The 22114-nt window shown below is 67.4% G+C and carries 22 protein-coding genes and 1 tRNA gene; 7 read left to right on the top strand and 16 right to left on the bottom strand.

The annotated features are described in order from the left end of the window. Window positions 1-13 precede the first annotated feature (13 nt). The 11 genes from AC1ECW_RS06605 to tsaD all read right to left on the bottom strand — a co-directional run bounded on the left by AC1ECW_RS06605 (window position 14) and on the right by tsaD (window position 9471). A complete protein-coding gene (locus AC1ECW_RS06605) occupies window positions 14-610 on the bottom strand; it encodes an NADH-quinone oxidoreductase subunit C (protein WP_409704419.1) in 597 nt (198 codons plus the stop codon). 10 nt (window positions 611-620) lie between these two features. Next, a complete protein-coding gene (locus tag AC1ECW_RS06600; protein ID WP_104302711.1) occupies window positions 621-1097 on the bottom strand; it encodes a NuoB/complex I 20 kDa subunit family protein in 477 nt (158 codons plus the stop codon). A gap of 15 nt (window positions 1098-1112) precedes the next feature. After that, a complete protein-coding gene (locus tag AC1ECW_RS06595; RefSeq protein WP_409704417.1) occupies window positions 1113-1472 on the bottom strand; it encodes an NADH-quinone oxidoreductase subunit A in 360 nt (119 codons plus the stop codon). 212 nt (window positions 1473-1684) lie between these two features. Further along, window positions 1685-1769: transfer RNA gene (locus tag AC1ECW_RS06590), tRNA-Leu, on the bottom strand. 250 nt (window positions 1770-2019) lie between these two features. Further along, window positions 2020-2427, bottom strand: a complete 408-nt coding sequence (gene secG / locus AC1ECW_RS06585) for a preprotein translocase subunit SecG (RefSeq protein ID WP_409704415.1) — start codon at window positions 2425-2427, stop codon at window positions 2020-2022. Window positions 2428-2461: 34 nt separating this feature from the next. Further along, entirely contained in the window at window positions 2462-3202 is a 741-nt protein-coding gene (gene tpiA, locus AC1ECW_RS06580; protein WP_409704413.1) for a triose-phosphate isomerase, read from the bottom strand. 32 nt (window positions 3203-3234) lie between these two features. Continuing rightward, the gene (locus tag AC1ECW_RS06575) at window positions 3235-4245 is read right to left on the bottom strand and encodes an NAD(P)H-quinone oxidoreductase (RefSeq protein WP_409704411.1); all 1011 of its coding nucleotides are present in this window, start codon (window positions 4243-4245) and stop codon (window positions 3235-3237) included. A 28-nt stretch (window positions 4246-4273) separates the two neighbouring features. After that, a complete protein-coding gene (gene pnp / locus AC1ECW_RS06570) occupies window positions 4274-6421 on the bottom strand; it encodes a polyribonucleotide nucleotidyltransferase (protein WP_481201480.1) in 2148 nt (715 codons plus the stop codon). A 202-nt stretch (window positions 6422-6623) separates the two neighbouring features. After that, window positions 6624-6893, bottom strand: coding sequence for a 30S ribosomal protein S15 (rpsO, locus tag AC1ECW_RS06565; RefSeq protein ID WP_062196133.1), 270 nt, complete (start codon window positions 6891-6893; stop codon window positions 6624-6626). 166 nt (window positions 6894-7059) lie between these two features. After that, complete coding sequence (locus AC1ECW_RS06560) at window positions 7060-8358, bottom strand: branched-chain amino acid ABC transporter substrate-binding protein (protein ID WP_481201479.1); 1299 nt, start codon at window positions 8356-8358, stop codon at window positions 7060-7062. A 78-nt stretch (window positions 8359-8436) separates the two neighbouring features. Further along, complete coding sequence (tsaD, locus tag AC1ECW_RS06555; protein WP_409706113.1) at window positions 8437-9471, bottom strand: tRNA (adenosine(37)-N6)-threonylcarbamoyltransferase complex transferase subunit TsaD; 1035 nt, start codon at window positions 9469-9471, stop codon at window positions 8437-8439. A 227-nt stretch (window positions 9472-9698) separates the two neighbouring features. On the opposite strand from tsaD, the gene AC1ECW_RS06550 reads away from it, so the two are divergent. The 5 genes from AC1ECW_RS06550 (at window position 9699) to AC1ECW_RS06530 (ending at window position 13924) form a co-directional block, all read left to right on the top strand. Continuing rightward, window positions 9699-9971 carry a hypothetical protein gene (locus AC1ECW_RS06550; protein ID WP_409706116.1) on the top strand — a complete coding sequence of 91 codons (273 nt, stop codon included), beginning with the start codon at window positions 9699-9701 and terminating at the stop codon, window positions 9969-9971. A gap of 46 nt (window positions 9972-10017) precedes the next feature. Then, window positions 10018-10650, top strand: a complete 633-nt coding sequence (locus AC1ECW_RS06545; RefSeq protein WP_409706119.1) for an ANTAR domain-containing response regulator — start codon at window positions 10018-10020, stop codon at window positions 10648-10650. A 285-nt stretch (window positions 10651-10935) separates the two neighbouring features. After that, window positions 10936-12189 carry an ABC transporter substrate-binding protein gene (locus AC1ECW_RS06540; protein WP_409706122.1) on the top strand — a complete coding sequence of 418 codons (1254 nt, stop codon included), beginning with the start codon at window positions 10936-10938 and terminating at the stop codon, window positions 12187-12189. A gap of 23 nt (window positions 12190-12212) precedes the next feature. After that, the gene (gene ntrB / locus AC1ECW_RS06535; protein WP_409706125.1) at window positions 12213-13109 is read left to right on the top strand and encodes a nitrate ABC transporter permease; all 897 of its coding nucleotides are present in this window, start codon (window positions 12213-12215) and stop codon (window positions 13107-13109) included. 11 nt (window positions 13110-13120) lie between these two features. Then, window positions 13121-13924: an ABC transporter ATP-binding protein gene (locus AC1ECW_RS06530; RefSeq protein ID WP_481201478.1), complete on the top strand. Its 804-nt coding sequence runs from the start codon at window positions 13121-13123 to the stop codon at window positions 13922-13924. On the opposite strand, the gene lgt is transcribed toward AC1ECW_RS06530, so the two are convergent. Next, the gene (lgt, locus tag AC1ECW_RS06525; protein WP_481201477.1) at window positions 13900-14709 is read right to left on the bottom strand and encodes a prolipoprotein diacylglyceryl transferase; all 810 of its coding nucleotides are present in this window, start codon (window positions 14707-14709) and stop codon (window positions 13900-13902) included. The genes AC1ECW_RS06530 and lgt overlap by 25 nt on opposite strands. Beyond that, entirely contained in the window at window positions 14709-15617 is a 909-nt protein-coding gene (locus tag AC1ECW_RS06520) for a LysR family transcriptional regulator (RefSeq protein ID WP_409707587.1), read from the bottom strand. The genes lgt and AC1ECW_RS06520 overlap by 1 nt, the downstream gene beginning before the upstream one ends. Window positions 15618-15744: 127 nt before the next feature. On the opposite strand from AC1ECW_RS06520, the gene ilvD reads away from it, so the two are divergent. Continuing rightward, complete coding sequence (gene ilvD / locus AC1ECW_RS06515; protein ID WP_409707590.1) at window positions 15745-17424, top strand: dihydroxy-acid dehydratase; 1680 nt, start codon at window positions 15745-15747, stop codon at window positions 17422-17424. Between the two features lie 7 nt (window positions 17425-17431). On the opposite strand, the gene AC1ECW_RS06510 is transcribed toward ilvD, so the two are convergent. Continuing rightward, window positions 17432-17677: a TIGR04438 family Trp-rich protein gene (locus AC1ECW_RS06510; RefSeq protein WP_409707593.1), complete on the bottom strand. Its 246-nt coding sequence runs from the start codon at window positions 17675-17677 to the stop codon at window positions 17432-17434. 120 nt (window positions 17678-17797) lie between these two features. On the opposite strand from AC1ECW_RS06510, the gene AC1ECW_RS06505 reads away from it, so the two are divergent. After that, window positions 17798-18100, top strand: coding sequence for a c-type cytochrome (locus AC1ECW_RS06505; RefSeq protein WP_409707596.1), 303 nt, complete (start codon window positions 17798-17800; stop codon window positions 18098-18100). A 56-nt stretch (window positions 18101-18156) separates the two neighbouring features. On the opposite strand, the gene pabB is transcribed toward AC1ECW_RS06505, so the two are convergent. Together pabB and acs are read right to left on the bottom strand one after the other, a co-directional pair. Beyond that, window positions 18157-19896, bottom strand: a complete 1740-nt coding sequence (pabB, locus tag AC1ECW_RS06500) for an aminodeoxychorismate synthase component I (RefSeq protein ID WP_481201476.1) — start codon at window positions 19894-19896, stop codon at window positions 18157-18159. Window positions 19897-20021: 125 nt separating this feature from the next. Beyond that, entirely contained in the window at window positions 20022-21989 is a 1968-nt protein-coding gene (gene acs, locus AC1ECW_RS06495) for an acetate--CoA ligase (RefSeq protein WP_481201475.1), read from the bottom strand. Between the last annotated feature and the right edge of the window lie 125 nt (window positions 21990-22114).

The following is a 22114-nucleotide window of genomic DNA, read 5'->3' as shown; positions in this document are numbered from 1 at the left end:
GGTTGCCTCGGGCTCAGTGCAGGCCGCCGTAGCGCTCTTCGCGGATTACGCGCGGCGTGATCTCGCGCGGCTCGATCGTCACCGGCTGGTAGATGACGCGTCGCTGCTCGGGGTCGTAGCGCATCTCCACATGACCCGTGGTCGGGAAGTCCTTGCGGAACGGATGTCCAATGAAGCCATAGTCGGTGAGGATGCGCCGCAGGTCCAGGTGACCCTCGAAGACGATGCCGAAAAGGTCGAAGGCTTCGCGCTCGAACCAATTGGCGGCATTCCAGATCTCGTTGACCGAGGCCACCATCGGCAGGTCGTCATCGGGGCAGAAGGTGCGCACACGCAAGCGCCAGTTGTGCGCGACCGACAGCAGGTGGCACACCACCGCGAAACGCGGCCCGTCATGACGGCCGTCGCCATAGGTGCTGTAGTCCACCCCACACAGGTCGATGAGCTGCTCGAAACGCAAGGCCTCGTCGTCGCGCAAACGGCGGCATACATCGAGGTAATCGGCCGCCGCCACCACCAGGGTGAGCTCGCCGCGATCGCGCTGGAGCGAACGGATCTGGCCGCCCAGACGGGCCTCGATCGCGCTTTGCAGGGTGTCGAGTCGGGTCATGAGCGTCTCTTCAGCGGGCGATGGTGTTTTCTCGGCGGATCTTGGACTGCAGCTGCAAGATGCCGTACAGCAGCGCCTCGGCCGTGGGCGGACAGCCGGGCACATACACATCGACCGGCACGATGCGGTCGCAGCCGCGCACGACCGAATAGCTGTAGTGGTAATAGCCGCCGCCGTTGGCACACGAACCCATGCTGATCACCCAGCGCGGCTCGGCCATCTGGTCATAGACCTTGCGCAGGGCCGGGGCCATCTTGTTGCACAGCGTGCCTGCCACGATCATCAGATCGGACTGGCGCGGGCTGGGGCGAAAGAGCATGCCGAAGCGGTCGATGTCGTAGCGCGATGCGCCGGCGTGCATCATCTCCACGGCACAGCACGCCAGCCCGAAGGTCATGGGCCACAGCGACCCGGTCTTGGACCAGTTGATCAGCTTGTCAGCCGTCGTGGTGATGAAACCTTCCTTGAGAACGCCTTCGATACTCATGACTGCACTCCTTGGTCATTCCCAATCCAGGGCGCCCTTCTTCCACTCATAGACGAAGCCCACCACGAGGATGGCCAGGAAGACCATCATGGCCCAGAAGCCCACCGGCCCGATCTCGCGCAAGGCCACGGCCCAGGGGAAGAGGAAGGCGATTTCCAGGTCGAACAGGATGAAGAGGATGGCCACGAGGTAGTAGCGCACGTCGAACTTCATGCGCGCGTCCTCGAAGGCCTCGAAGCCGCATTCGTAGGGGGAGTTCTTCTCGGGGTCGGGCCGTCGCGGGCCGAGGACGAATCCGAGCACCTGGGGCGCCACGCCCACCGCGACGCCGACCAGAATGAACAAAAGGACAGGAAGGTACTGGTCGAGGATCATAGGCGTTGCGTCGCTTGGCTCATCGTTTCGTGGGTCCTGGCTGCGCCATGTCTGCGTCGTCCGGCCTTGCCGCAAGCGGCAAAAATAAGGCGCGCTGTCCTCAGCGGCAAACCGCTGCTTCAGCACGCCCGATTTCCCTGCGCCTGCCGCTGCCGGCCGGTGTCAGGGTCGACGGAGCACCGGATGAGGACTCCGCCGAAGATGCATTGAGATGGTGCCGACGGCGAGACTCGAACTCGCACAGCTTTCGCCACTACCCCCTCAAGATAGCGTGTCTACCAATTCCACCACGTCGGCCCGGAACACTCTCGCGGGCCAGGCCCGCGACATGCACCAATCGTTCAGTTGGGTTTCGTGAGCCGCCCGTGAATTCTGAGGGGAGCTGCTCACTGCACAGACATAAATTCTAACCCGAAACCCAGGGTTTTCTCCAAGCGCCGCCACCGACTTTTGAGACCGGTTGGAATCTGGCGCAAGCTGCGCACCGCGAGCTATGCGACCCGCGGGCGCGTGACCGGACCCGCAGGCCCGGTTGGTGAGCTCCGCCTCAGTGGCCGGAGGCCGGGATCTGGGCCGCACCGGCCGCCGCAGGCGCCGAGGCCGGCTGGCCGGCAGCCGGCGCAGACTGTGCGTCGGGCGCGCCGGGGATCTGTGCAGCCCCCGGGGCTGCGGGCTGGTCGAGCACGCTCGCACCGGGCGCGGCCGCGCCACGGGTGTCGGGGGTGGAGAGATAGGCCAGCGCCAACGTGCAGGCAAAGAAGACGGTGGCGCACACCGCGGTGGTGCGCGACAGGAAGTTGGCGCTGCCTGTGGCTCCGAACAGGCTGCCCGAGGCCCCGCTGCCGAAGGAGGCGCCCATGTCGGCCCCCTTGCCATGCTGGATCAGCACCAGACCGATCATGGCGAGCGCGGCCAGCAACTGCACCACGAGGATCAGGGTCATCATGAACTGCATCAGTGTTCTCCGGTGGTTCGAGGAGCCGCACGCCTCACAGGGCGGCGCGGCAAATAGCGATGAAGTCGGCAGCCTTCAGTGAGGCCCCGCCGATGAGCCCGCCGTCGATGTCGGGCTGCTGGAACAAGGCGGCGGCATTGTCGGGTTTGACGCTGCCGCCGTAGAGGATGCGCATCCCGTCGGCATGCGGTGTGGCTGCCTTGAGCTGAGCGCGCAGCAGGGCGTGCACGGCTTGGGCCTGCTCGGGGGTGGCGGTCTTGCCGGTGCCGATGGCCCACACCGGCTCGTAGGCCACCACGATCTGCGGTGTGCAGTGACCCAGCGTGTGGATCACGGCCGAGAGCTGGCGCTTGACGACCGACTCGGTATGCCCGGCCTCGCGCTCGGACAGCGTCTCGCCCACGCACACGACGGGGATGAGGCCCTTGCCGACCGCCATCTTCGCCTTGTCGGCCACGAGCTGGTCGGTCTCTCCGTGCAGGCTGCGGCGCTCGGAATGACCGACGATCACGTAGCGGCAGCCCAGGTCAGCGAGCATCGCGGCCGACACCTCGCCGGTGTAGGCTCCCTGCTCGTGTGCCGAGCAGTCCTGAGCGCCCAGCGCGATATGGCTGCCTTGCAGGGCCAGCACGCAGGCGGCCAGGTAGGGATACGGCGGACACACGGCCGTGTCGCACACGAAGGGTTCGGCCGCGCGCAAGCCGGCCAGCAGTTCGGCGTTGGACGCCAGGCTGCCGTGCATCTTCCAGTTGCCGATGACGAGTTTGCGTCGCATGGACGGAGCACTCCGCGCAAAAACTGTAAATTTTAAGGAGACGTCCGCGCTGCAGGCTGCCACACGAGGGCCAGCTTGCCGATGTGCTGGTTGGACTCCATGAGCGCATGCGCCTGGGCGGCCTCATCCGGCCCGAAGGTGCGGAAGACGACCGGCACGATGCGCCGCGAGGCCAGCAACGGCCACACGCGCTCGCGCAGTTCCCGGGCGATCTGGGCCTTGAAGGCCACGGGACGGGGACGCAGTGTCGAGCCCGTCACCGTGAGGCGGCGGCGCATCAGCGCACCGAGGTCGAGCTCGGCTTTGGCCCCGCGTTGCAAGGCGATGATGACCAGGCGGCCGTCATCGGCCAGGCAGCCGATCTCGCGCGGCAGGTAGTCGCCAGCCACCATGTCGAGGATGACATCCGCCCCATGGCCGCCGGTGAGCTCGCGCGTGCGCTCGGCAAAGTCCTCGCGGCGGTAGTTGATCGCATGGTCGGCCCCGAGCCTGCGGCAGGCCTCGCACTTCTCGTCGGAGCCGGCGGTGGCGATGACGGTCGCCCCGAAGGCCTTGGCGAGCTGGATGGCTGTCACACCGATGCCGCTGGTGCCCCCTTGCACGAGCAGGGTCTCGCCAGGCTGCAGGCGGCCGCGCTGAAAGACGTTGGACCACACGGTGAAGAAGGTCTCGGGCAGCCCCGAGGCCTCGACGTCGGACCAGCCGGGGGGCACCGGCAGGCACTGGGCCACCGGGGCGACGCACAGCTCGGCATAGCCGCCGCCTTGCACCAGGGCGCAAACCCGGTCACCCAGACGCAAGCCGGCTTCGGACAGGGCCTGCGCATCGCCGGCCACGATCTCGCCGGCCACCTCCAGGCCCGGGATGTCCGAAGCGCCTGCCGGCACAGGGTACAGGCCCTTGCGCTGCAGCACGTCGGGGCGGTTGACCCCTGAGGCGCCGACGCGGATCAGCACCTCCCCCGGCCCGGCCACCGGGTCGGGGCGCTCGGCCAGGCGCAGCACCTCGGGTGCCCCGTATTCGACGATTTCGACCGCTTTCATGGCGTGGCGATGGGCCGTGCGACCCGGCTCACTGCTGTTGCTGCTGCTGTTGCTGTTCCTGGGCCTCGCGTTCGCCGGCGGGAACCCGCTCGGCCAGGGCCTTCATCGACAGCTTCACGCGGCCCTTGTCGTCGGTCTCGAGCACCTTGACGCGCACGATCTGGCCTTCCTGCAGGTAGTCGCTGACCTTGTTGACGCGCTCGTGGGCGATCTGGCTGATGTGCAGCAGACCGTCCTTGCCGGGCAGCAGGTTGACCAGGGCACCGAACTCCAGCAGCTTGGTCACGGGGCCTTCGTAGATCTTGCCCACCTCGACCTCGGCGGTGATCTCCTCGATGCGACGTCGAGCCTCTTCGGCGCGCGCACCGTCGGTGGAGGCGATGGTGATGGTGCCATCCTCGGCGATGTCGATCTGGGTGCCGGTCTCCTCGGTCAGCGCGCGGATGGTGGCCCCGCCCTTGCCGATCACGTCGCGGATCTTCTCCGGGTTGATCTTCATCGTGTAAAGGCGCGGGGCGAATTGGGAGACCTCGGTCTTGGCACCACCGACAGCCTCGACCATCTTGCCCAGGATGTGCATGCGCGCTTCCTTGGCCTGGGCCAGCGCGACCTGCATGATCTCCTTGGTGATGCCCTGGATCTTGATGTCCATCTGCAAGGCGGTCACACCTTCGGTCGTGCCGGCCACCTTGAAGTCCATGTCGCCCAGATGGTCCTCGTCACCCAGGATGTCGGTGAGCACTGCAAAGCGGTTGCCTTCCTTGATCAGGCCCATGGCAATGCCGGCCACATGCGCCTTCAGGGGCACGCCGGCGTCCATCAGCGCCAGGCAGCCGCCGCACACGGAGGCCATCGAGGACGAACCGTTGGATTCAGTGATCTCGGAGACCACGCGCATCGAGTAGGCGAAATCGTCCTTGGAGGGCAGCACGGCCACCAGGGCCCGCTTGGCCAGCCGGCCGTGACCGATCTCGCGGCGCTTGGGGCTGCCCACGCGGCCGGTCTCGCCGGTGGCGAACGGCGGCATGTTGTAGTGCAGCATGAAGCGGTCGGTGAATTCACCGCCCAGCGCGTCGATCTTCTGCGCATCGCGGTCGGTGCCCAGGGTGGCCACGACCAGGGCCTGGGTCTCGCCACGGGTGAACAGGGCTGAGCCGTGGGTGCGCGGCAGCACGCCAGTGCGGATCTCGATGGGGCGCACGGTGCGGGTGTCGCGACCGTCGATGCGCGGCTCGCCGGCCAGGATCTGGCTGCGAACGATGCGCGCCTCGATGTCGAAGAGCAGGCCGTCGACCTTCACCTCGTCGAACTCGAGGCCTTCGGCGCCCAGCGCTTCCTTCACGGCGGCATAGGCTTCACGGCACGCCTGGGTGCGGGCCTGTTTGGAGCGGATCTGATAGGCCGCGCGCAGCTTGTCCTCGGCCAGGGCGGTGACCTTGGCGATGAAGGCCTCGTCCTTGGGCGCAGGCTGCCAGTCCCACTCGGGCTTGCCGCCCTCGCGCACGAGTTCGTGAATGGCCTGGATCGCCACCTTGCCCTGCTCGTGACCGAAGACCACGGCGCCGAGCATGACGTCCTCGGGCAACTGGTCGGCCTCGGACTCGACCATCAGCACGGCCGCCTCGGTGCCGGCCACCACCAGGTCCAGGCGCGACTGCGCCAGTTGGGTCTTGCCGGGGTTGAGCACGTACTCGCCGTCGACATAGCCCACACGCGCGGCGCCGATCGGGCCGTTGAAGGGAATGCCCGAGACGGCCAGCGCAGCGCTGGTGGCGATCATGGCGGGGATGTCGGGCTCGACCTCGGGGTTGAGCGAGAGCACGTGCACGACGACTTGCACCTCGTTGAAGAAGCCCTCGGGGAAGAGCGGCCGGATCGGACGGTCGATCAGGCGCGAGGTCAGGGTCTCGTATTCGCTGGGCCGGCCCTCACGCTTGAAGAAGCTGCCCGGGATCTTCCCGGCGGCATAGGTCTTCTCGATGTAGTCGACGGTCAGCGGAAAGAAGTCCTGGCCGGGCTTGGCATTCTTGGCCGCCACCACGGTGGCCAGCACCACGGTGTCGTCCATGTTGACCAGCACCGCGCCGGTGGCCTGGCGCGCGATCTCGCCCGTCTCCATCGTGACGGTGTGCTGACCCCATTGGAAGGTCTTGGTGACTTTGTTGAAGATGCTCATGGATGTCTCCGGTGATAGGCGCGCATGCGGCTGCGCGCAAAGCCTGGAGCCTCGTCACCGGAGCGGAGTGCCATTCCAGGGGGCCTGACCCGCAGGCGCCTTGGAATGACACAGCAACTCCATTGCAGTGGCGCGGACTCCGACAAAAAACAAAGAGCCTGTGCTGGGGACGCCAGACAGGCTCTTGGTCATCCTCGGGCGTTTACTTGCGCAGGCCCAGCTTCTGGATCAACGCCGTGTAACGCTCGGCGTCCTTGTCCTTCAGGTAGGCCAGCAGGCGCTTGCGGCGGTTGACCATCTTCAGCAGACCACGGCGACCATGATGGTCTTTCTTGTGGAGCTGGAAGTGGGGGGTGAGTTCGTTGATGCGGGCGGTCAGCAGGGCCACCTGCACTTCGGGAGACCCGGTGTCGGCGGCGCCGCGAGCGTGGGCCTTGATGATCTCGGCCTTGTTCAGATCTGCGATCGACATGTCGTTCCTTGGAATCGACCGCCACCCCGGCGACTCAGGCGCGCGCCGGGATGAGCGGTTTCGTACTCACTTGCGGTCGCGGGTGAAACCTCCCCGCGCCGTGCCTTGTCTTGCAGTTTTTTGCTGCAAAACTTGATTATTGTACACGGGGACGGTTTTGCGCGACTCAGGGGCGGCGCATCTGGCACTGGTGGGGCTGCTCGGTGCGTGCCGCGCTCAGGTGGCGCACGGTGGCAAATCCGTAGCCGGACCCCTCGTTGTCGAAGCGCACCCCCTCGCTGCCGGCCCTTTGCATCAGGCTGACGTACAGCGGCTGGATGAACTGGTGATCGGCGGCGCGCATGACCCCCTGGTGGACGCCGCCGAGAGCCGCGCCGTCGAAGCGGGCCCCTTCCAGCGCACGGGCCACCTGGAGCGGATCGGTCGCGCCGGCGCGTTCGATGGCGGTCACCAGCATCTCGACCATGGTCTGCATGCGCATGTGCAGGTAGTCGTCGGCGGCCCGGGGGAAGCGCTCGCGGAAGGCCGCATAGAAGCGGTCGGAAGCGGCCCCGCCGGCATTGGGATGCCACTCGGCCACCGCCAGCACGCGGCCCACGCCGGCCTCGCCGATCGCCGCCGGCACGCCCAGGGCGTTGCCGTAGAAGGTGTAGAACTTCGCCTGCAGGCCCACCTCGCGGGCGGCCTTGATCATCAGGGTCAGGTCATTGCCCCAGTTGCCGGTCACCACCGCCTGGGCGCCCGAGGCCTTGATCTTGGCCACGTACGGCAGGAAATCCTTGATGCGGCCCATTGGGTGCAATTCTTCGCCCACGATCTTCAGGTCGGGGCGGCGCTGGGCCAGCATCTCGCGGCTCTTGCGCACCACATGCTGGCCGAAGCTGTAGTCCTGGCCGATCAGGTAGACGCTGTCGACCGAGCGGTCCTCGGCCAGCACATCCATCAGCGCGGCCAGGCGCATGTCCGCATGGGCATCGAAGCGGAAGTGCCAGAAGCTGCAGCGCTCGTTGGTCAGGCTGGGCTCCACGGCGGCATAGTTCAGGAAGAGCACGCGGCGCTGCGGGTCGCGCTCGTTGTGCTTTTCGATGGCGTCGATCAACGCCGCCGCCGTGGCCGAGCTGTTGCCCTGGGCGACGAAAGCGATGCGCTGGTCGATCGCCGATCGCAGCATCGACAGGGCCTCCTCCGTCTGACCCTTGCTGTCCAGGCGCACGATCTCCAGCGGCCGCGCGCCCCCGGGCAGCTTCACGCCGCCACGGGCATTGACCCGCTCGGCCGCCCAGGCGAGGTTGCGGTGCACGGCCTCCCCCGCGTTCGCAAACGGACCGGACAGACCTTCGATGAGGCCCAGGCGCACCGGCTCGGGCCGCGGCTGGGCCACCACAGGGGTTGCGAGGCCGACCAGGGCCGCGGCCAGGGCCAGGGCCAGGGCCCTGCGCAGGGTGTTCGTGACAAGAGTCTTCATGGACCGGGGTTCGTCGGGCTGGGCCAGGGAAAGGGATCGGGCGCGGATTGTGCCAGCGCGCAACGCCGGCTCGGCGGCTCAGGCCGTGGCCAGGTCCCAGCGGGGGGCAACATCGAAGGCGTAGTCGCGCCGCGCCCGTCCCGGATCGCGCTGCAGCCGCATCGCGGCCGCCAGAGCGATCATGGCGCCGTTGTCGGTGCACAGATGCAGTTCGGGATAGTGCACCCTCAGGCCCCGACGCTGTGCCTGGGCATCCAGCAGATCGCGCAGGCGACGGTTGGCCCCGACCCCGCCGGCCACGACCAGGCGCTTGAGGCCCGTCTGTTTCAGCGCCGCCAGCGATTTCTTCACCAGCACCTCCACGATGGCCGCCTGGGTGGCCGCAGCCAGGTGGGCGCGGTCCTGCTCGCACACGGCATCGCCGAGCTTGCGCACCTGGGTCCACACGGCCGTCTTCAGCCCGGCGAAGGAGAAGTCCAGGTTGCCGCTGTGCAGCAGCGGACGCGGCAGCTCGTAGACCTCCGGGTCGCCGAACTCGGCCAGCCGGGCCAGCGCCGGGCCGCCGGGATACCCCAGGCCCAGCAGCTTGGCCGACTTGTCGAAGGCCTCGCCGGCGGCGTCGTCGATGGTCTCCCCCAGCAGTTCGTACTGGCCGACGTCGTCCACCCGCATCAACTGGGTGTGGCCTCCGGACACCAGCAGGGCGACGAAGGGGAACTCGGGCGGATCGGCCGACAAGAAGGGCGAGAGCAGATGCCCTTCGAGGTGATGCACCCCCACCACCGGCCGATCCAGCGCCGCCCCGAGGGCACAGGCCAACCCGGCCCCCACCAGCAGCGCACCGGCCAGGCCCGGGCCGCGGGTGTAGGCGATGGTGTCGATCTCGTCCAGGCGGCAGCCGGCCTCGGCCAGCACCTGGCGGGTCAGTGGCAGCACCCGCCGGATGTGGTCCCGAGACGCCAGCTCGGGCACCACGCCGCCGTAGGCTTGGTGCATGTCGATCTGGCTGTGCAGTGCATGGGCCAGCAACCGGGGCGCAGCCAGGCCGGCGTCGGCGCGCACCAGGGCCACGCCGGTTTCGTCACAGGAAGACTCTATGCCCAGAACCAACATCCGGGCAGTGTAGCGCCCTGGGGTTGACCCGGATAACAAGGGATATTTGCCCGCCCCAGTTACAACTTGGCACGATCTGTTAGCGCTTTGTCACAACTCCAACCTAGGGAATGCACCACACTGCGCCGAATTCCCTTCCCAGGGAAACGCACGGGCGGTTAGTCTTGCCACCCGTTGCGGTACACACGCAAGAGCGGCGTTTCGACCGTCCAAAGTCGTTTGGGATCATGAAGGAATACAAGCTCTCGGGCTGGCCCGAACTGCCGCCCGCCTACCAGCGCACCGCCTACCAGCGGATGCTGCATCAGATGTCCCAGGGCTTCGTCCCGCTGACCCTGCTGGTGCGTGCCAGCGGTCTGGGCCGCGACGCGGTCCAGCATTTCCTGGCCCAGCTCAGCACCCGCGGGGTGCTGGTGGAGCGCACGCAGCCGCGCGCCCCGCTGGGCGCCGGCATGGCCTCGCGTTCGATGGCCTGGCTGCGCCGCGCCCTGCGCGTCTGAGCCCCCGGGGGCCTCGGCGTGGCCCGATAGTTGCAAGGCGGCGGGCATGAGCCCGTCCCCTGCCCTGCGCATTCTGATCGTTGCACCGGAAACGCTCACCCCGGACCCGGACGACGCCGTTGCGGGCTGGCAGGCCGAGCGCTCGCGCAGCCTGCGCATCGGCCTGTTGGAGGCCGGCTGCAACATCGTGGCGGTGCTGCCGGCCGATGCCTACCTGCCCGAGCGGGTGGCACAGATCCAACCCGACATGATCATCGTCGATGCCGAGAGCGAGGCACGCGACACGCTGGAGCATGTGGTGATGGCCACCCGCGATGCGCGCCGGCCCATCGTGCTGTTCACCGACGACGAGGACACCAGCCATGTGCGCGACGCCATTGCCGCGGGCGTCAATGCCTATGTGGTGGCCGGGCTCGCACCGGAGCGCGTCAAGCCGGTGCTGGAAGTGGCCATGGCCCGCTTCCAGCACGAGGAGGGCTTGCGGCGCGAACTGGCCGATGTGCGCACCCAGTTGCAGGAGCGCAAGCTCGTCGATCGGGCCAAGGGCATCCTGATGGCCCGGCTGGGCTGCACGGAGGCGCAAGCCTATGCCCGGCTGCGCAAGCTGTCGATGGACAAGGGCCTGCGGCTGGCCGACCTGGCCCAGCGGCTGATCGACGCCAACGAACTCCTGGCCTGATGCGCCGTGGCGCACCGCCGTTGTGCGCCGCACAAACCGCAGGCTCAGCAACCGCTGCAGGCGCACCGCACCGGGGCACCGCCGACAGCGCTGCTGCGGCAAAACCCTGGCACGGTTCATGCGTAAGCTCTTGCGCGCAGGTCAACGGCGACCCGCGCAAACGGCCCGGTGGCATCAAGGACGATGCCCCGGCCCCAGGACGAAGGCGTCCCCACCGGTCTGTTCGCAGGCTGCGTGAGGACGCCTTTTCTGTTTGGTGCTTCGATGAAATCAAGGACGCGACGCATGAAAGCCCACGATCTGCTCAAGGCCCGCCTGAGCCGCCGGACCCTGCTCAAGACCACGGCCGCGGCCGGCGCCACCGGCATGGTGCCCGGACTGCACACCGCCGTCTGGGCCCAGGGTTCGGACAAGCCCGAGAAGGAGGAGGTGAAGATCGGCTTCATCCCGCTGACCGACTGCGCCTCGGTCGTGATGGCCTCGGTGCTGGGCTTCGATAAAAAGTACGGCGTGAAGATCATCCCCACGAAAGAGGCCTCGTGGGCCGGCGTGCGCGACAAGCTCGTCAACGGCGAGCTCGACATGGCGCATGTGCTGTACGGGCTGATCTACGGCGTGCATCTGGGCGTGAGCGGTCCCAAGAAGGACATGGCCGTGCTGATGAGCCTGAACAACAACGGCCAGGCCATCACCTTGTCAAAGAAGCTCTCGGACAAAGGGGCTGTCGATGGCGCCTCGCTGGCCAAGCTGATGGCCTCCGAGAAGCGCGACTACACCTTCGCCCAGACCTTCCCCACTGGCACCCATGCAATGTGGCTGTATTACTGGCTGGCCAGTGCGGGCATCAACCCGTTCAAGGATGCCAAGGTGATCACCGTGCCGCCCCCCCAAATGGTGGCCAACATGCGCGTGGGCAACATGGACGGCTTCTGCGTGGGCGAGCCGTGGAACCATCGCGCCATCATGGACGGTATCGGTATCACGGCCGTGACCACCCAGGACGTGTGGACCGATCACCCCGAGAAGACCCTGGGCACCACCGCAGACTTCGTCAAGAAGTATCCCAACACCTGCCGTGCGGTGGTTGCTGCCATCCTCGAAGCCAGTCGTTGGATCGACGCCGGCCTGCAAAACAAGCTCAAGATGGCCGAGATCGTGGCCGACCGTGCCTACGTGAACACCAGCGTGGACGTGATCAACCAGCGCATCCTGGGCCGCTACCAGAACGGCCTGGGCAAGACCTGGGACGACCCCCACCACATGAAGTTCTTCAACGACGGCGCGGTGAACTTCCCCTATCTGAGCGACGGCATGTGGTTCCTCACCCAGCACAAGCGCTGGGGCCTCATCAAGGAGCACCCGAACTACCTCGAGGTGGCCCGGCAGATCAACCAGATCGATCTGTACAAGCAAGCTGCCACGGCTGCGAAGGTGAGCCTGCCCAAGGACGTGATGCGATCGAGCAAGCTCATCGATGGGGTGGTCTGGGACGGCAAGGACCCGGCCAAGTACGCCGACAGTTTCAAGATCAAGGTCTGAGTCAGCACACACGGGAGCCCATCATGGTCAGTGCCGTCTTTCATCCTTCGGTCGGCGACAGCCCGGCCGCCCAGTGCCCCTCCAGCCCGAGCCGATCCAAGGTGGCGACCGCCGCGCCGGCACCGGCCCGACCTGCCCGGGCCCCGATCGACTGGCGCGGCTGGGCCCTTGCCCTGCTGGCGCCGGTCTTCGGCGTGGCCCTGCTGATCGGCATCTGGGGCCTGGCCACCGTCAACAGCACCAGCTTCCCCACGCCGGGGGCCACCTGGGAAGCCGCCGTCCAACTCTTTGCCGACCCGTTCTATCGCAATGGGCCGAACGACCAGGGCATCGGCTGGAACGTGCTCTATTCGCTGCAGCGGGTGGGCATGGGCTTCGGCCTGGCCGCGCTGGTGGGCATCCCGATGGGCTTCCTGATCGGGCGCTTTGCCATCGTCAACCGCATGTTCTCGCCCATCGTGAGCCTGCTGCGCCCGGTCTCTCCGCTGGCCTGGCTGCCCATCGGCCTGCTGGTGTTCAAGGCGGCCAACCCGGCGGCCATCTGGACCATCTTCATCTGCTCGATCTGGCCGATGATCATCAACACAGCCGTGGGCGTGCAACGGGTGCCGCAGGACTACCTGAACGTGGCTCGCGTGCTGAATCTGTCGGAGTGGAAGGTCATCACCAAGATCCTGCTTCCCTCGGTGCTGCCCTACATGCTGACCGGCGTGCGGCTGTCGGTGGGCACGGCCTGGCTCGTGATCGTCGCCGCCGAGATGCTGACCGGCGGCGTGGGCATCGGCTTCTGGGTGTGGGACGAGTGGAACAACCTCAACGTGCAGCACATCCTGATCGCGATCTTCGTGATCGGCATCGTGGGCCTGCTGCTGGAGCAAGCGCTCATCGCCATCGCCAAGCGCTTCAGCTACGCCGAGTGAAAGGACCGATCATGACCCCCCATTTCATCCAGGTGCAGTCGGCCGAGATGGTCTTCCACACCAAGAAGGGCAGCTTCCACGCACTGCACGACATTCACCTCGATGTGGCCCGCGGCGAGTTCGTGACGCTCATCGGCCACTCGGGCTGCGGCAAGTCCACCCTGCTCAACCTGATCGCGGGCCTGCTCAAGCCCACGGCGGGTGTGCTGCTGTGCGACAACCGCGAGATCCGCGAGCCCGGCCCAGAGCGGGCGGTGGTGTTCCAGAACCACTCGCTGCTGCCCTGGCTCACCTGCTTCGAGAACGTCCACCTCGCCGTGGACCGCGTCTTTGGCGGCAAGGAGTCCAAGGCCCAGTTGAAGGCGCGCACCCTGGCGGCTTTGGAGCTGGTGGGCATGGGACACGCCACCACCAAGCGCCCGCACGAGATCTCGGGCGGCATGAAGCAGCGCGTGGGCATTGCCAGGGCGCTGGCGATGGAACCCAAGGTGCTGCTGATGGACGAGCCCTTCGGCGCCCTGGACGCCCTCACCCGCGCGCACCTGCAGGACGAGTTGCTGAAGATCGTGGCGCGCACGAAGAGCACGGTCGTGATGGTGACGCACGACGTGGACGAGGCCGTGCTGCTGTCCGATCGCATCGTGATGATGACCAACGGACCGGCCGCCACTATCGGCGAGATCCTGCGCGTGGACCTGCCGCGCCCGCGCGAGCGCGTCTCACTGGCCGAGGACGCCCACTACATCGCCTGCCGCAAGGCGGTGCTGGACTTCCTCTACACGCGCCACGGTCACGTGGAACGGCTGGCTGCCTGACGGCCGGACCACCACCACAACGCCGCGCCGGCGGCGATCATCGGCAGGCACAGCCACTGGCCCATGCTGAGGTTCAGGGCCAGCAGGCCCAGGAAGCTGTCGGGCTCGCGGAAGTATTCGGCGATGAAGCGCAACACGCCATAACCCATCAGAAAAGCCCCGGAGACCTGCCCCGTGGCGCGGGGTTTGCGGGCATACCACCACAGCAGCACGAAGAGCAGCAGGCCCTCGAGCGCAAACTGGTACAGCGGCGACGGATGGCGGGGGATGTCGGTGCCCGACTGCGGGAAGACCATGGCCCAGGGCAGGTTCGGGTCGGCCTCGCGTCCCCAGAGCTCGCCGTTGATGAAGTTGCCGATGCGGCCCGAGGCCAGGCCGGTGGGCACGCACGGTGCGATGAGATCGGTCACCTCGAAGAAGCGGCGCTTGCGCTGCCGGGCGAACAGCGCCACCGCGCCCATCACGCCGAGCAGGCCCCCATGGAAGGCCATGCCGCCCTTCCACACCGCGAAGATCTCCAGGGGATGGGCCATGTAGTAGCCAGGCTTGTAGAAGAGCACATAGCCCAACCGGCCGCCGATGATCACGCCCAGCACGCCGTAGAACAACAGGTCCTCGACGTCGCGGCGTGTCCAGCCGGTGTCGGCATAAGGCGAACGCCCCACGCGGATCGAGGCCAGCCACAGAAAGAGGCCGAAGGCGACGAGGTAGGTCAGGCCATACCAATGGATGGCCACCGGCCCGATCTGCAGGGCCACAGGGTCGAACTGGGGATGCACGAGCATCAGGGGGTTTCCTTGTGGGACGATGGCGCGGCGGCCATCACATGGTCAACGAAGCGGCCCACGACCGGGGGCTGAGGCAGTCGCCACACCAGGCTGGTCTCGCAGGCCAAGCCCGCGTCCTCGACCGAGCGGTAGACGACCCCGGGGCGCTGCAGCCGCGTGACCGTCTCGGGCACCCAGGCCACGCCGATGCCGGCGGACACCAGGTTCACGATGGTCTGCATCTGGATGGCTTCCTGGGCGATGCGCGGGGCGGCCTGACGGTCGCGATAGAACGCAAGCATCGCATCATAAAGCGAGGGGCTGATGGCGCGCGGGAAGATCACCAGCGGGTCGTCCAGCACCTGCGTGGCCCGCAATGTCGGGTGAACGGCCAGCGGATGGTCGCCGGGCAGGGCCAGCACCAGCGGCTCCCCCTGCACCCGCACGGTGCCGAACCCGGCCAGTCGCTCGCCCGGCGCGTGCAGCACGAAGCCGGCGTCGATCTCGCCGGCTTCGAAGGCCGCCAGTTGCACATCGAGCGTGGCCTCGCGCAGGGCCAGTTCCACTCCGGGGTGGGCTTCGCGGAAGGTCTTGAGCCAGCCGGGCAGCGGGCCATAGCCGATGGTGGAGACAAAGCCCAGGCGCAGCCGCCCCAGCGTGCCCTGGGCCGCCGCGCGCGCCAGGGGCCCGAGCTGTTCGGCCTGCGCCAGCAGGCGGCGGGCCTGAGGCAGCAAGGCCAGACCCGCCGGGCTCAGCGCCACCGAGCGGCGCGTGCGGTGAAAGAGCGGCGCGCCCAGCAAGTCCTCGAGCTGACGGATGCCCATGGTGAGCGGCGGCTGGGTCATGTGCAGGCGCTCGGCCGCCCGGCCGAAATGCAGCTCCTCGGCGACGGCCACGAATTGCCTGAGATGGCGCAGCTCCAGCATTGATTTACCAGACGAATCAGAATTGCTTGAAAGATATATTGGAGTCGATTGTGCCAGCGCTGCATACTGTGCGCCGACCGGCCTTCTGCGGCCTTCTTCCCCACGATTCCCACTCCGAGGACGAGCCATGAACTACAACCGCCGCTCGAAGAACATCACCGAGGGCGTCGCCCGCGCGCCCAACCGCTCCATGTACTACGGCATGGGCTACAAGGAGGAGGACTTCGGCAAGCCCATGATCGGCGTGGCCAACGGCCACTCGACCATCACGCCGTGCAACTCCGGGCTGCAACGCCTGGCCGATGCGGCCGTGGAAGGTCTGAAGGCGGCCGGCGCCAACCCGCAGGTCTTCGGCACGCCCACGATCAGCGATGGCATGGCCATGGGCACCGAGGGCATGAAGTACTCGCTGGTGTCGCGCGAGGTGATCTCCGACTGCGTGGAGACCTGCGTGGGCGGCCAGTGGATGGACGGCGTGATGGTCATCGGCGGCTGCGACAAGAACATGCCCGGCGGCATGATGGGGATGCTGCGCGCCAATGTGCCCAGCCTGTACATCTACGGCGGCACCATCCTGCCCGGCAAGTACAAGGGCCAGGACCTGAACATCGTCAGCGTGTTCGAGGCGGTGGGCCAGTTCACCGCCGGCAAGCTCAGCGAGGACGACTTCTGCGAGATCGAGCGCCGTGCGATTCCAGGCAGCGGCTCGTGCGGCGGCATGTACACCGCCAACACGATGAGCTCGTCTTTCGAGGCGCTGGGCATGAGCCTGCCCTACTCGTCCACGATGGCCAACGTCGAGGACGAGGTGGTCGAGAACGTGAAGCGGGCCGCCGCGGTGCTCGTGGAAGCCGTCAAGAAGGACCTCAAGCCGCGCGATATCGTCACGAAGCAGTCGATCGAGAATGCCGTGGCGGTGATCATGGCCACCGGGGGCTCGACCAACGCGGTGCTGCATTACCTGGCGATCGCGCACGCGGCCGGCGTGGACTGGACCATCGACGACTTCGAGCGCATGCGCCGGAAGATTCCCGTGCTGTGCGACCTCAAGCCCAGCGGCAAGTACCTGGCCATCGACCTGCACCGTGCGGGTGGCATCCCGGCGGTGATGAAGGAGCTGCTCAAGGCCGGCCTGCTGCACGGCGAGTGCATGACCATCACTGGCAAGACGGTGGCCGAGAACCTGGCCGACGTGCCGGACCTTTCACCCGACCAGGACGTGATCCGCCCGGTGAGCAACCCGATCTATGCGCAGGGGCATTTGGCGATCCTGAAGGGCAACCTGGCGCCCGAGGGCAGCGTGGCCAAGATCACGGGCTTGAAAAACCCGAAGATCACCGGCCCGGCCCGTGTGTTCGATGATGAACAGTCGGCCCTGGCGGCCATCATGGCCAATCAGATCAAGCCCGGCGATGTGATGGTGCTGCGCTATCTCGGCCCCAAGGGCGGGCCGGGCATGCCCGAGATGCTGGCGCCCACCAGCGCGCTGATCGGCCAGGGTCTGGGTGAATCGGTGGGCTTGATCACCGATGGGCGCTTTTCCGGCGGGACCTGGGGCATGGTGGTGGGCCATGTCGCACCGGAAGCCGCCGAAGGGGGAACGATCGCCCTGGTGCATGAAGGCGACACCATCACCATCGACGCCCACACGCTGAGTTTGCATCTGCACGTCAGCGACGAGGAACTGGCCCGCCGCCGAGCCGCCTGGACGCCGCCGGCACCACGCTACACCCGCGGCGTGCTGGCCAAGTTCGCGAAGCTGGCCAGCAGCGCGAGTTCGGGAGCCGTGCTCGACAAGTTCGAGTGAGCAAGCGTCAGATTCTCCGCTTGCGCGGCTCTTGCCCCAGAGCGGCCAGGTTCTTCTTGCGCCGCTCTTTCTTCCTCTCTTCCAGCTTGTCCATCTCGCGGCGCTTGGTGTAGCCCGAAGCATCGGCCCAGGCCCACCAGGCCACTGCCAGCGCAAACGGTGACAGGATGATCCACCACGACCATTGCGCCACGGCACCGAACTCGGCCAACTTCAGCACGATCAGCAAGACACCCAGGACGATGAAATACATGCAGGACTCCGCGGGGCTGTAAGGGCCATGGGCTCGGACGCCCAACCGGGCACCGGGCGCAAAGCCTAGAATGCATGGGTGCGACTGTCAATCAACCCCCACGATCGCCGGAAAGACGACATGAAGCCTCTTCTCGCCCTCGCTGCCCTCGCCTGCCTGAGCACTCCCGTCCTGGCCAGCCAGCAACTGGCCCAGCAAAAGGCCTGCATGGCCTGCCACGCTGCGGACAAGAAGCTGGTCGGCCCCTCGTTCAAAGATATCGCGGCCAAGTACGCCGGCCAGAAGGATGCCGTCAACAAGCTGGCCCAGAAGGTCATCAAGGGCGGGGTCGGCGTCTGGGGCCAGGTGCCCATGCCGGCCAACGCCTCGGTCAGCGAGGCCGATGCCAAGACCCTCGTGCAGTGGATCCTGACGCACAAGTGATCCGCGCCGCACAACGGGCCTGAGCCGACACCCCGCCCTGGCGGGGTGTCGGCCTTTCAGGGAAGCAATTCGGCGGCCAGCCAACCGCGCAGACTGTTGAGGAAGGCCAGCCCTTGTGCCTGCGGCAGTTCGTCGCGGTGCACCACCTGCTCCACCAGGCGGCCGTCACGCAGCGCCATCGCCCGGCCGATGCCACCCAGCAGGCCGCACGACAGCGGCGGCGTGACCCAGCGGCCGTGCAGTTTCACGGCGACATTGCCCCGGGTGAACTCGGTCAGTTCGCCGGCCTCGTTCCACAGCAAAGTGTCGAAGACCGCCGGATCGGTGGGGGCCAAGGCGTCGTAGTGCGCGCGCCGTGTGGTCTTGAAGCGCACGAATTCGCTGCCGGCCGCCTGGAAGGGCCGCTCGGCCAGCCGGACCCGCACCGGTGGCACCACATCGTGCAACGCGAAGGCCTCGGCCCGGCAGCTTCCGTCGGCCCCGGCCAGCAGCCTCACGCGCCACAGACCTGCGGGGTGTGTGGCGACCAGCCCGTCCAGGGCCTGGGCGGCCGCCTGCGGCTGCCAGGTGAATCCGAAATGCCGTGCGGCGGTGGCCATGCGCGCCAGATGCTCGTCACGGTGCACCACGTGGCCGGCCTCCAGCCGCATCGTCTCCAGCAGCTCGAAGGCCGACTGTGCCCTCACGAGGAAGGCCTGCTTGCTGCGCCATTCCGCCCACTCGCCCGCTGCGTCGGCGTCGGCCGTGATGCCGCTGCCGATGCCGCAGCGGGCCTGCCCGGCCTGGAGGCTCACGGTGCGGATGGGCACGTTGAAGGTGGCCGAGCCGCCAGGTCGCACCACCCCGACGGCCCCGCAATAGACCCCGCGCGGCCCCGCCTCGAGCTGGCCGATCCAGTGCATGGCCCGCAGCTTGGGCGCGCCGGTGACCGAGCCGCAGGGAAAGAGCGCCTGGAAAATATCGACCAGCCCCACCCCCGCCCGGGTGCGTGCGACCACGTCCGACGTCATCTGCCAGACGGTCGGCAGGGCCTGGATATGGAACAGACGGGGCACCTGCACGCTGTGCGGCTGGGCCACGCGCGAGAGATCGTTGCGGATCAGGTCCACGATCATCAGGTTCTCGGCGCGCTCCTTCTCGCTGGTGCGCAGATGTTCGGCTCGGCGTGCGTCGGCCTGCGGGTCCGCCTCCCGTGCGGCGGTGCCCTTCATCGGCCGCGAGAGCAGCCGGTCGTCGCGCCAGTCGAAAAAGAGTTCGGGCGAGACCGACAGCACCTGCTGCGTGCCCGTGTCGAGGTAGGCGGCATAGCCGTCGGGCTGGGCCCGCAGCAAGGCCTGGAACAGCGCCAGGGGCTCGCCCGAGAACGGACTGCGCCATGGCGCGGTGAAGTTGATCTGATAGACCTCGCCATCGGCGATGGCGGCGTGGATGCGCGCAATCGCCCGGTCAAAGCCGGTGCGGTCGATGCCGGCCGTCCAGGACAAGGGCTCGTACCGCAGGGGCGAGGGGGCAGGCCAGGGCTGGGCACGGTCGAAGACCCCGAACCAGGCCAGGCGTCCGTCGGGCCGATGGGCCTGCATCGCGCGATCAAAGGCCGGCGCCGCCTCGTACGCGACAAAGCCCACACACCATCGGCCCTGCCGGGCTTCGGCCTCGACCCGTTGCAGCACGAGCGGCACCTCGTCGAGTGTGTCCGCCTGGAGCACCGCCAGCGGGTCAAAGAAGGCCAGGCGCTCTCGCGCCGCCCCCTCGACGGGCGCGATGAAATCGATCAGCGCGGTGGGGGCAGCGGACACGGGCGCAGGACAGCGATGGCATCGGGGCCGACAGTCTAGCGCCCGCGAAAGGCCCGCGTGGGACTGCGCCAAGGGCTGAAGCCCCCCCAAAGCGCTGCGCACTCGCCGCTGCCGCGGCGCCTCGATCAGTTGGACTGCGCCAACTGATCGAGGATGGCGGGGTTCTCCAGCGTGCTGGTGTCTTGGGTGATGGGCTCGCCCTTGGCGATCGAGCGCAGCAGGCGGCGCATGATCTTGCCCGAGCGGGTCTTGGGCAGGTTGTCGCCGAAGCGGATGTCCTTGGGCTTGGCAATCGGGCCGATTTCCTTGGCCACCCAGTTGCGCAGCTCATTGGCAATCTTCTTGGCTTCTTCGCCGGTGGGACGCGGACGCTTGAGCACGACGAAGGCGCAGATGGCCTCGCCGGTGGTCTCGTCCGGGCGGCCCACCACCGCAGCCTCGGCCACCAGCTCGGTGCAGCTCACCAGGGCGGATTCGATCTCCATCGTGCCCATGCGGTGGCCCGAGACGTTGAGCACGTCGTCGATGCGGCCCGTGATGGTGAAGTAGCCGGTCCGGGCGTCGCGACTGGCGCCGTCACCAGCCAGGTAGTAGCCCTTGAGCTCGGGTGGGTAATAGCTTTTCTTGAAGCGCTCCGGGTCGCCCCAGATGGTGCGGATCATGCTGGGCCAGGGCTTCTTGATCACCAGGATGCCGCCCTGGCCGTTGGGCACGTCCTGGCCGGTCTCGTCGACGATGGCCGCGGCGATGCCCGGGAAGGGCAGCGTGCACGACCCCGGCACCAAAGGCGTCGCCCCCGGCAGGGGAGTGATCATGTGGCCACCGGTTTCGGTCTGCCACCACGTATCCACGATGGGACAACGCCCACCGCCGACATTGTCGTGGTACCACTCCCAGGCCGCGGGGTTGATTGGTTCGCCCACCGAACCCAGGATGCGCAGGCTGGAGAGGTCGTAGCGCTTGGGGTGCACCGCCTCGTTGCTCTCGGCCGCCTTGATGAGCGAGCGGATGGCCGTCGGGGCGGTGTAGAAGATCGTGACCTTGTGGTCCTGGATCATGCGCCAGAAGCGGCCGGCGTCCGGGAAGGTGGGCACGCCTTCGAAGACGATCTCGGTGCCGCCCAGGGCCAGGGGGCCGTAGGTGATGTAGGTGTGGCCGGTGACCCAACCAATGTCGGCCGTGCACCAGAAGATGTCGTTGTCCTTGAGGTCGAAGGTCCACTTGGTGGTGAGCGCCGCATGCAGCAGGTAGCCGCCGGTGCTGTGCTGCACGCCCTTGGGCTTGCCAGTGGAGCCCGAGGTGTAGAGCAGAAAGAGCGGGTGCTCGGCCTCGACCCATTCAGGCTCGCAGGTGGCGGCCTGGTTCTGCGTGACCTCGTGCAGCCACAGGTCGCGCGCCGGGTCGAAGGGCACGCTGCCGCCGGTGCGGCGGTAGACGATGACCTTGCGGATGGTTTCGCAGCCGCCCAGGCCGAGGGCCTCGTCGACGATGGCCTTGAGCGGCAAGTGCTTGCCGCCGCGCACTTGCTCGTCGGCGGTGAGCACCATCACGGCGCCGGCGTCCTGGATGCGGTCGCGCAGCGACTGGGCCGAGAAACCACCGAAGACCACCGAGTGGGTGGCACCGATGCGGGCACAGGCCTGCATGGCCACCACGCCCTCGACCGACATGGGCATGTAGATCACCACGCGGTCGCCCTTCTTCACGCCCTGGGCCTTCAGCGCATTGGCCAGACGGCAGGTGCGCTCCAGCAGCTCGCGGTAGGTGACGCGGGTGACCTGGCCGTTGTCGGCTTCGAAGAGGATGGCCACCTTGTCGCCCAGGCCGCGCTCGACGTTGCGGTCCAGGCAGTTGTACGAGGCGTTGAGCGTGCCGTCCTCGAACCACTTGTAGAACGGGGCATTGCTGTCGTTCAGCACCTTCGTGAAGGGCTGCTTCCAGCTCACCATCTCGCGCGCCAGGCGGGCCCAATAGCCTTCGTAGTCGGCTTGCGCCTCGGCACAGAGCTTTTCGTAGGCCGCCATGCCGGACACATGCGCGCCGGCGACGATCTGGGCGGGCGGTGGGTAGAGCTTGCTCTGCGGGTCGGACATGGGTGCGTCTCCTGTGGATGGTCGGTCAATCCGCTGAGTACCAAACCTTAAGGGGAAGCTCTTACGAAAGGCTGACTCCCCGGCCCTCCGGTTTTACCCTGACGTGCAGCGGCCCCCAAGGCCTG

The organism is Caldimonas hydrothermalis, from assembly GCF_056746695.1.
Note: the sequence above shows the minus strand (reverse complement) of the source record. Positions and strands in the feature narration are given on the sequence as shown.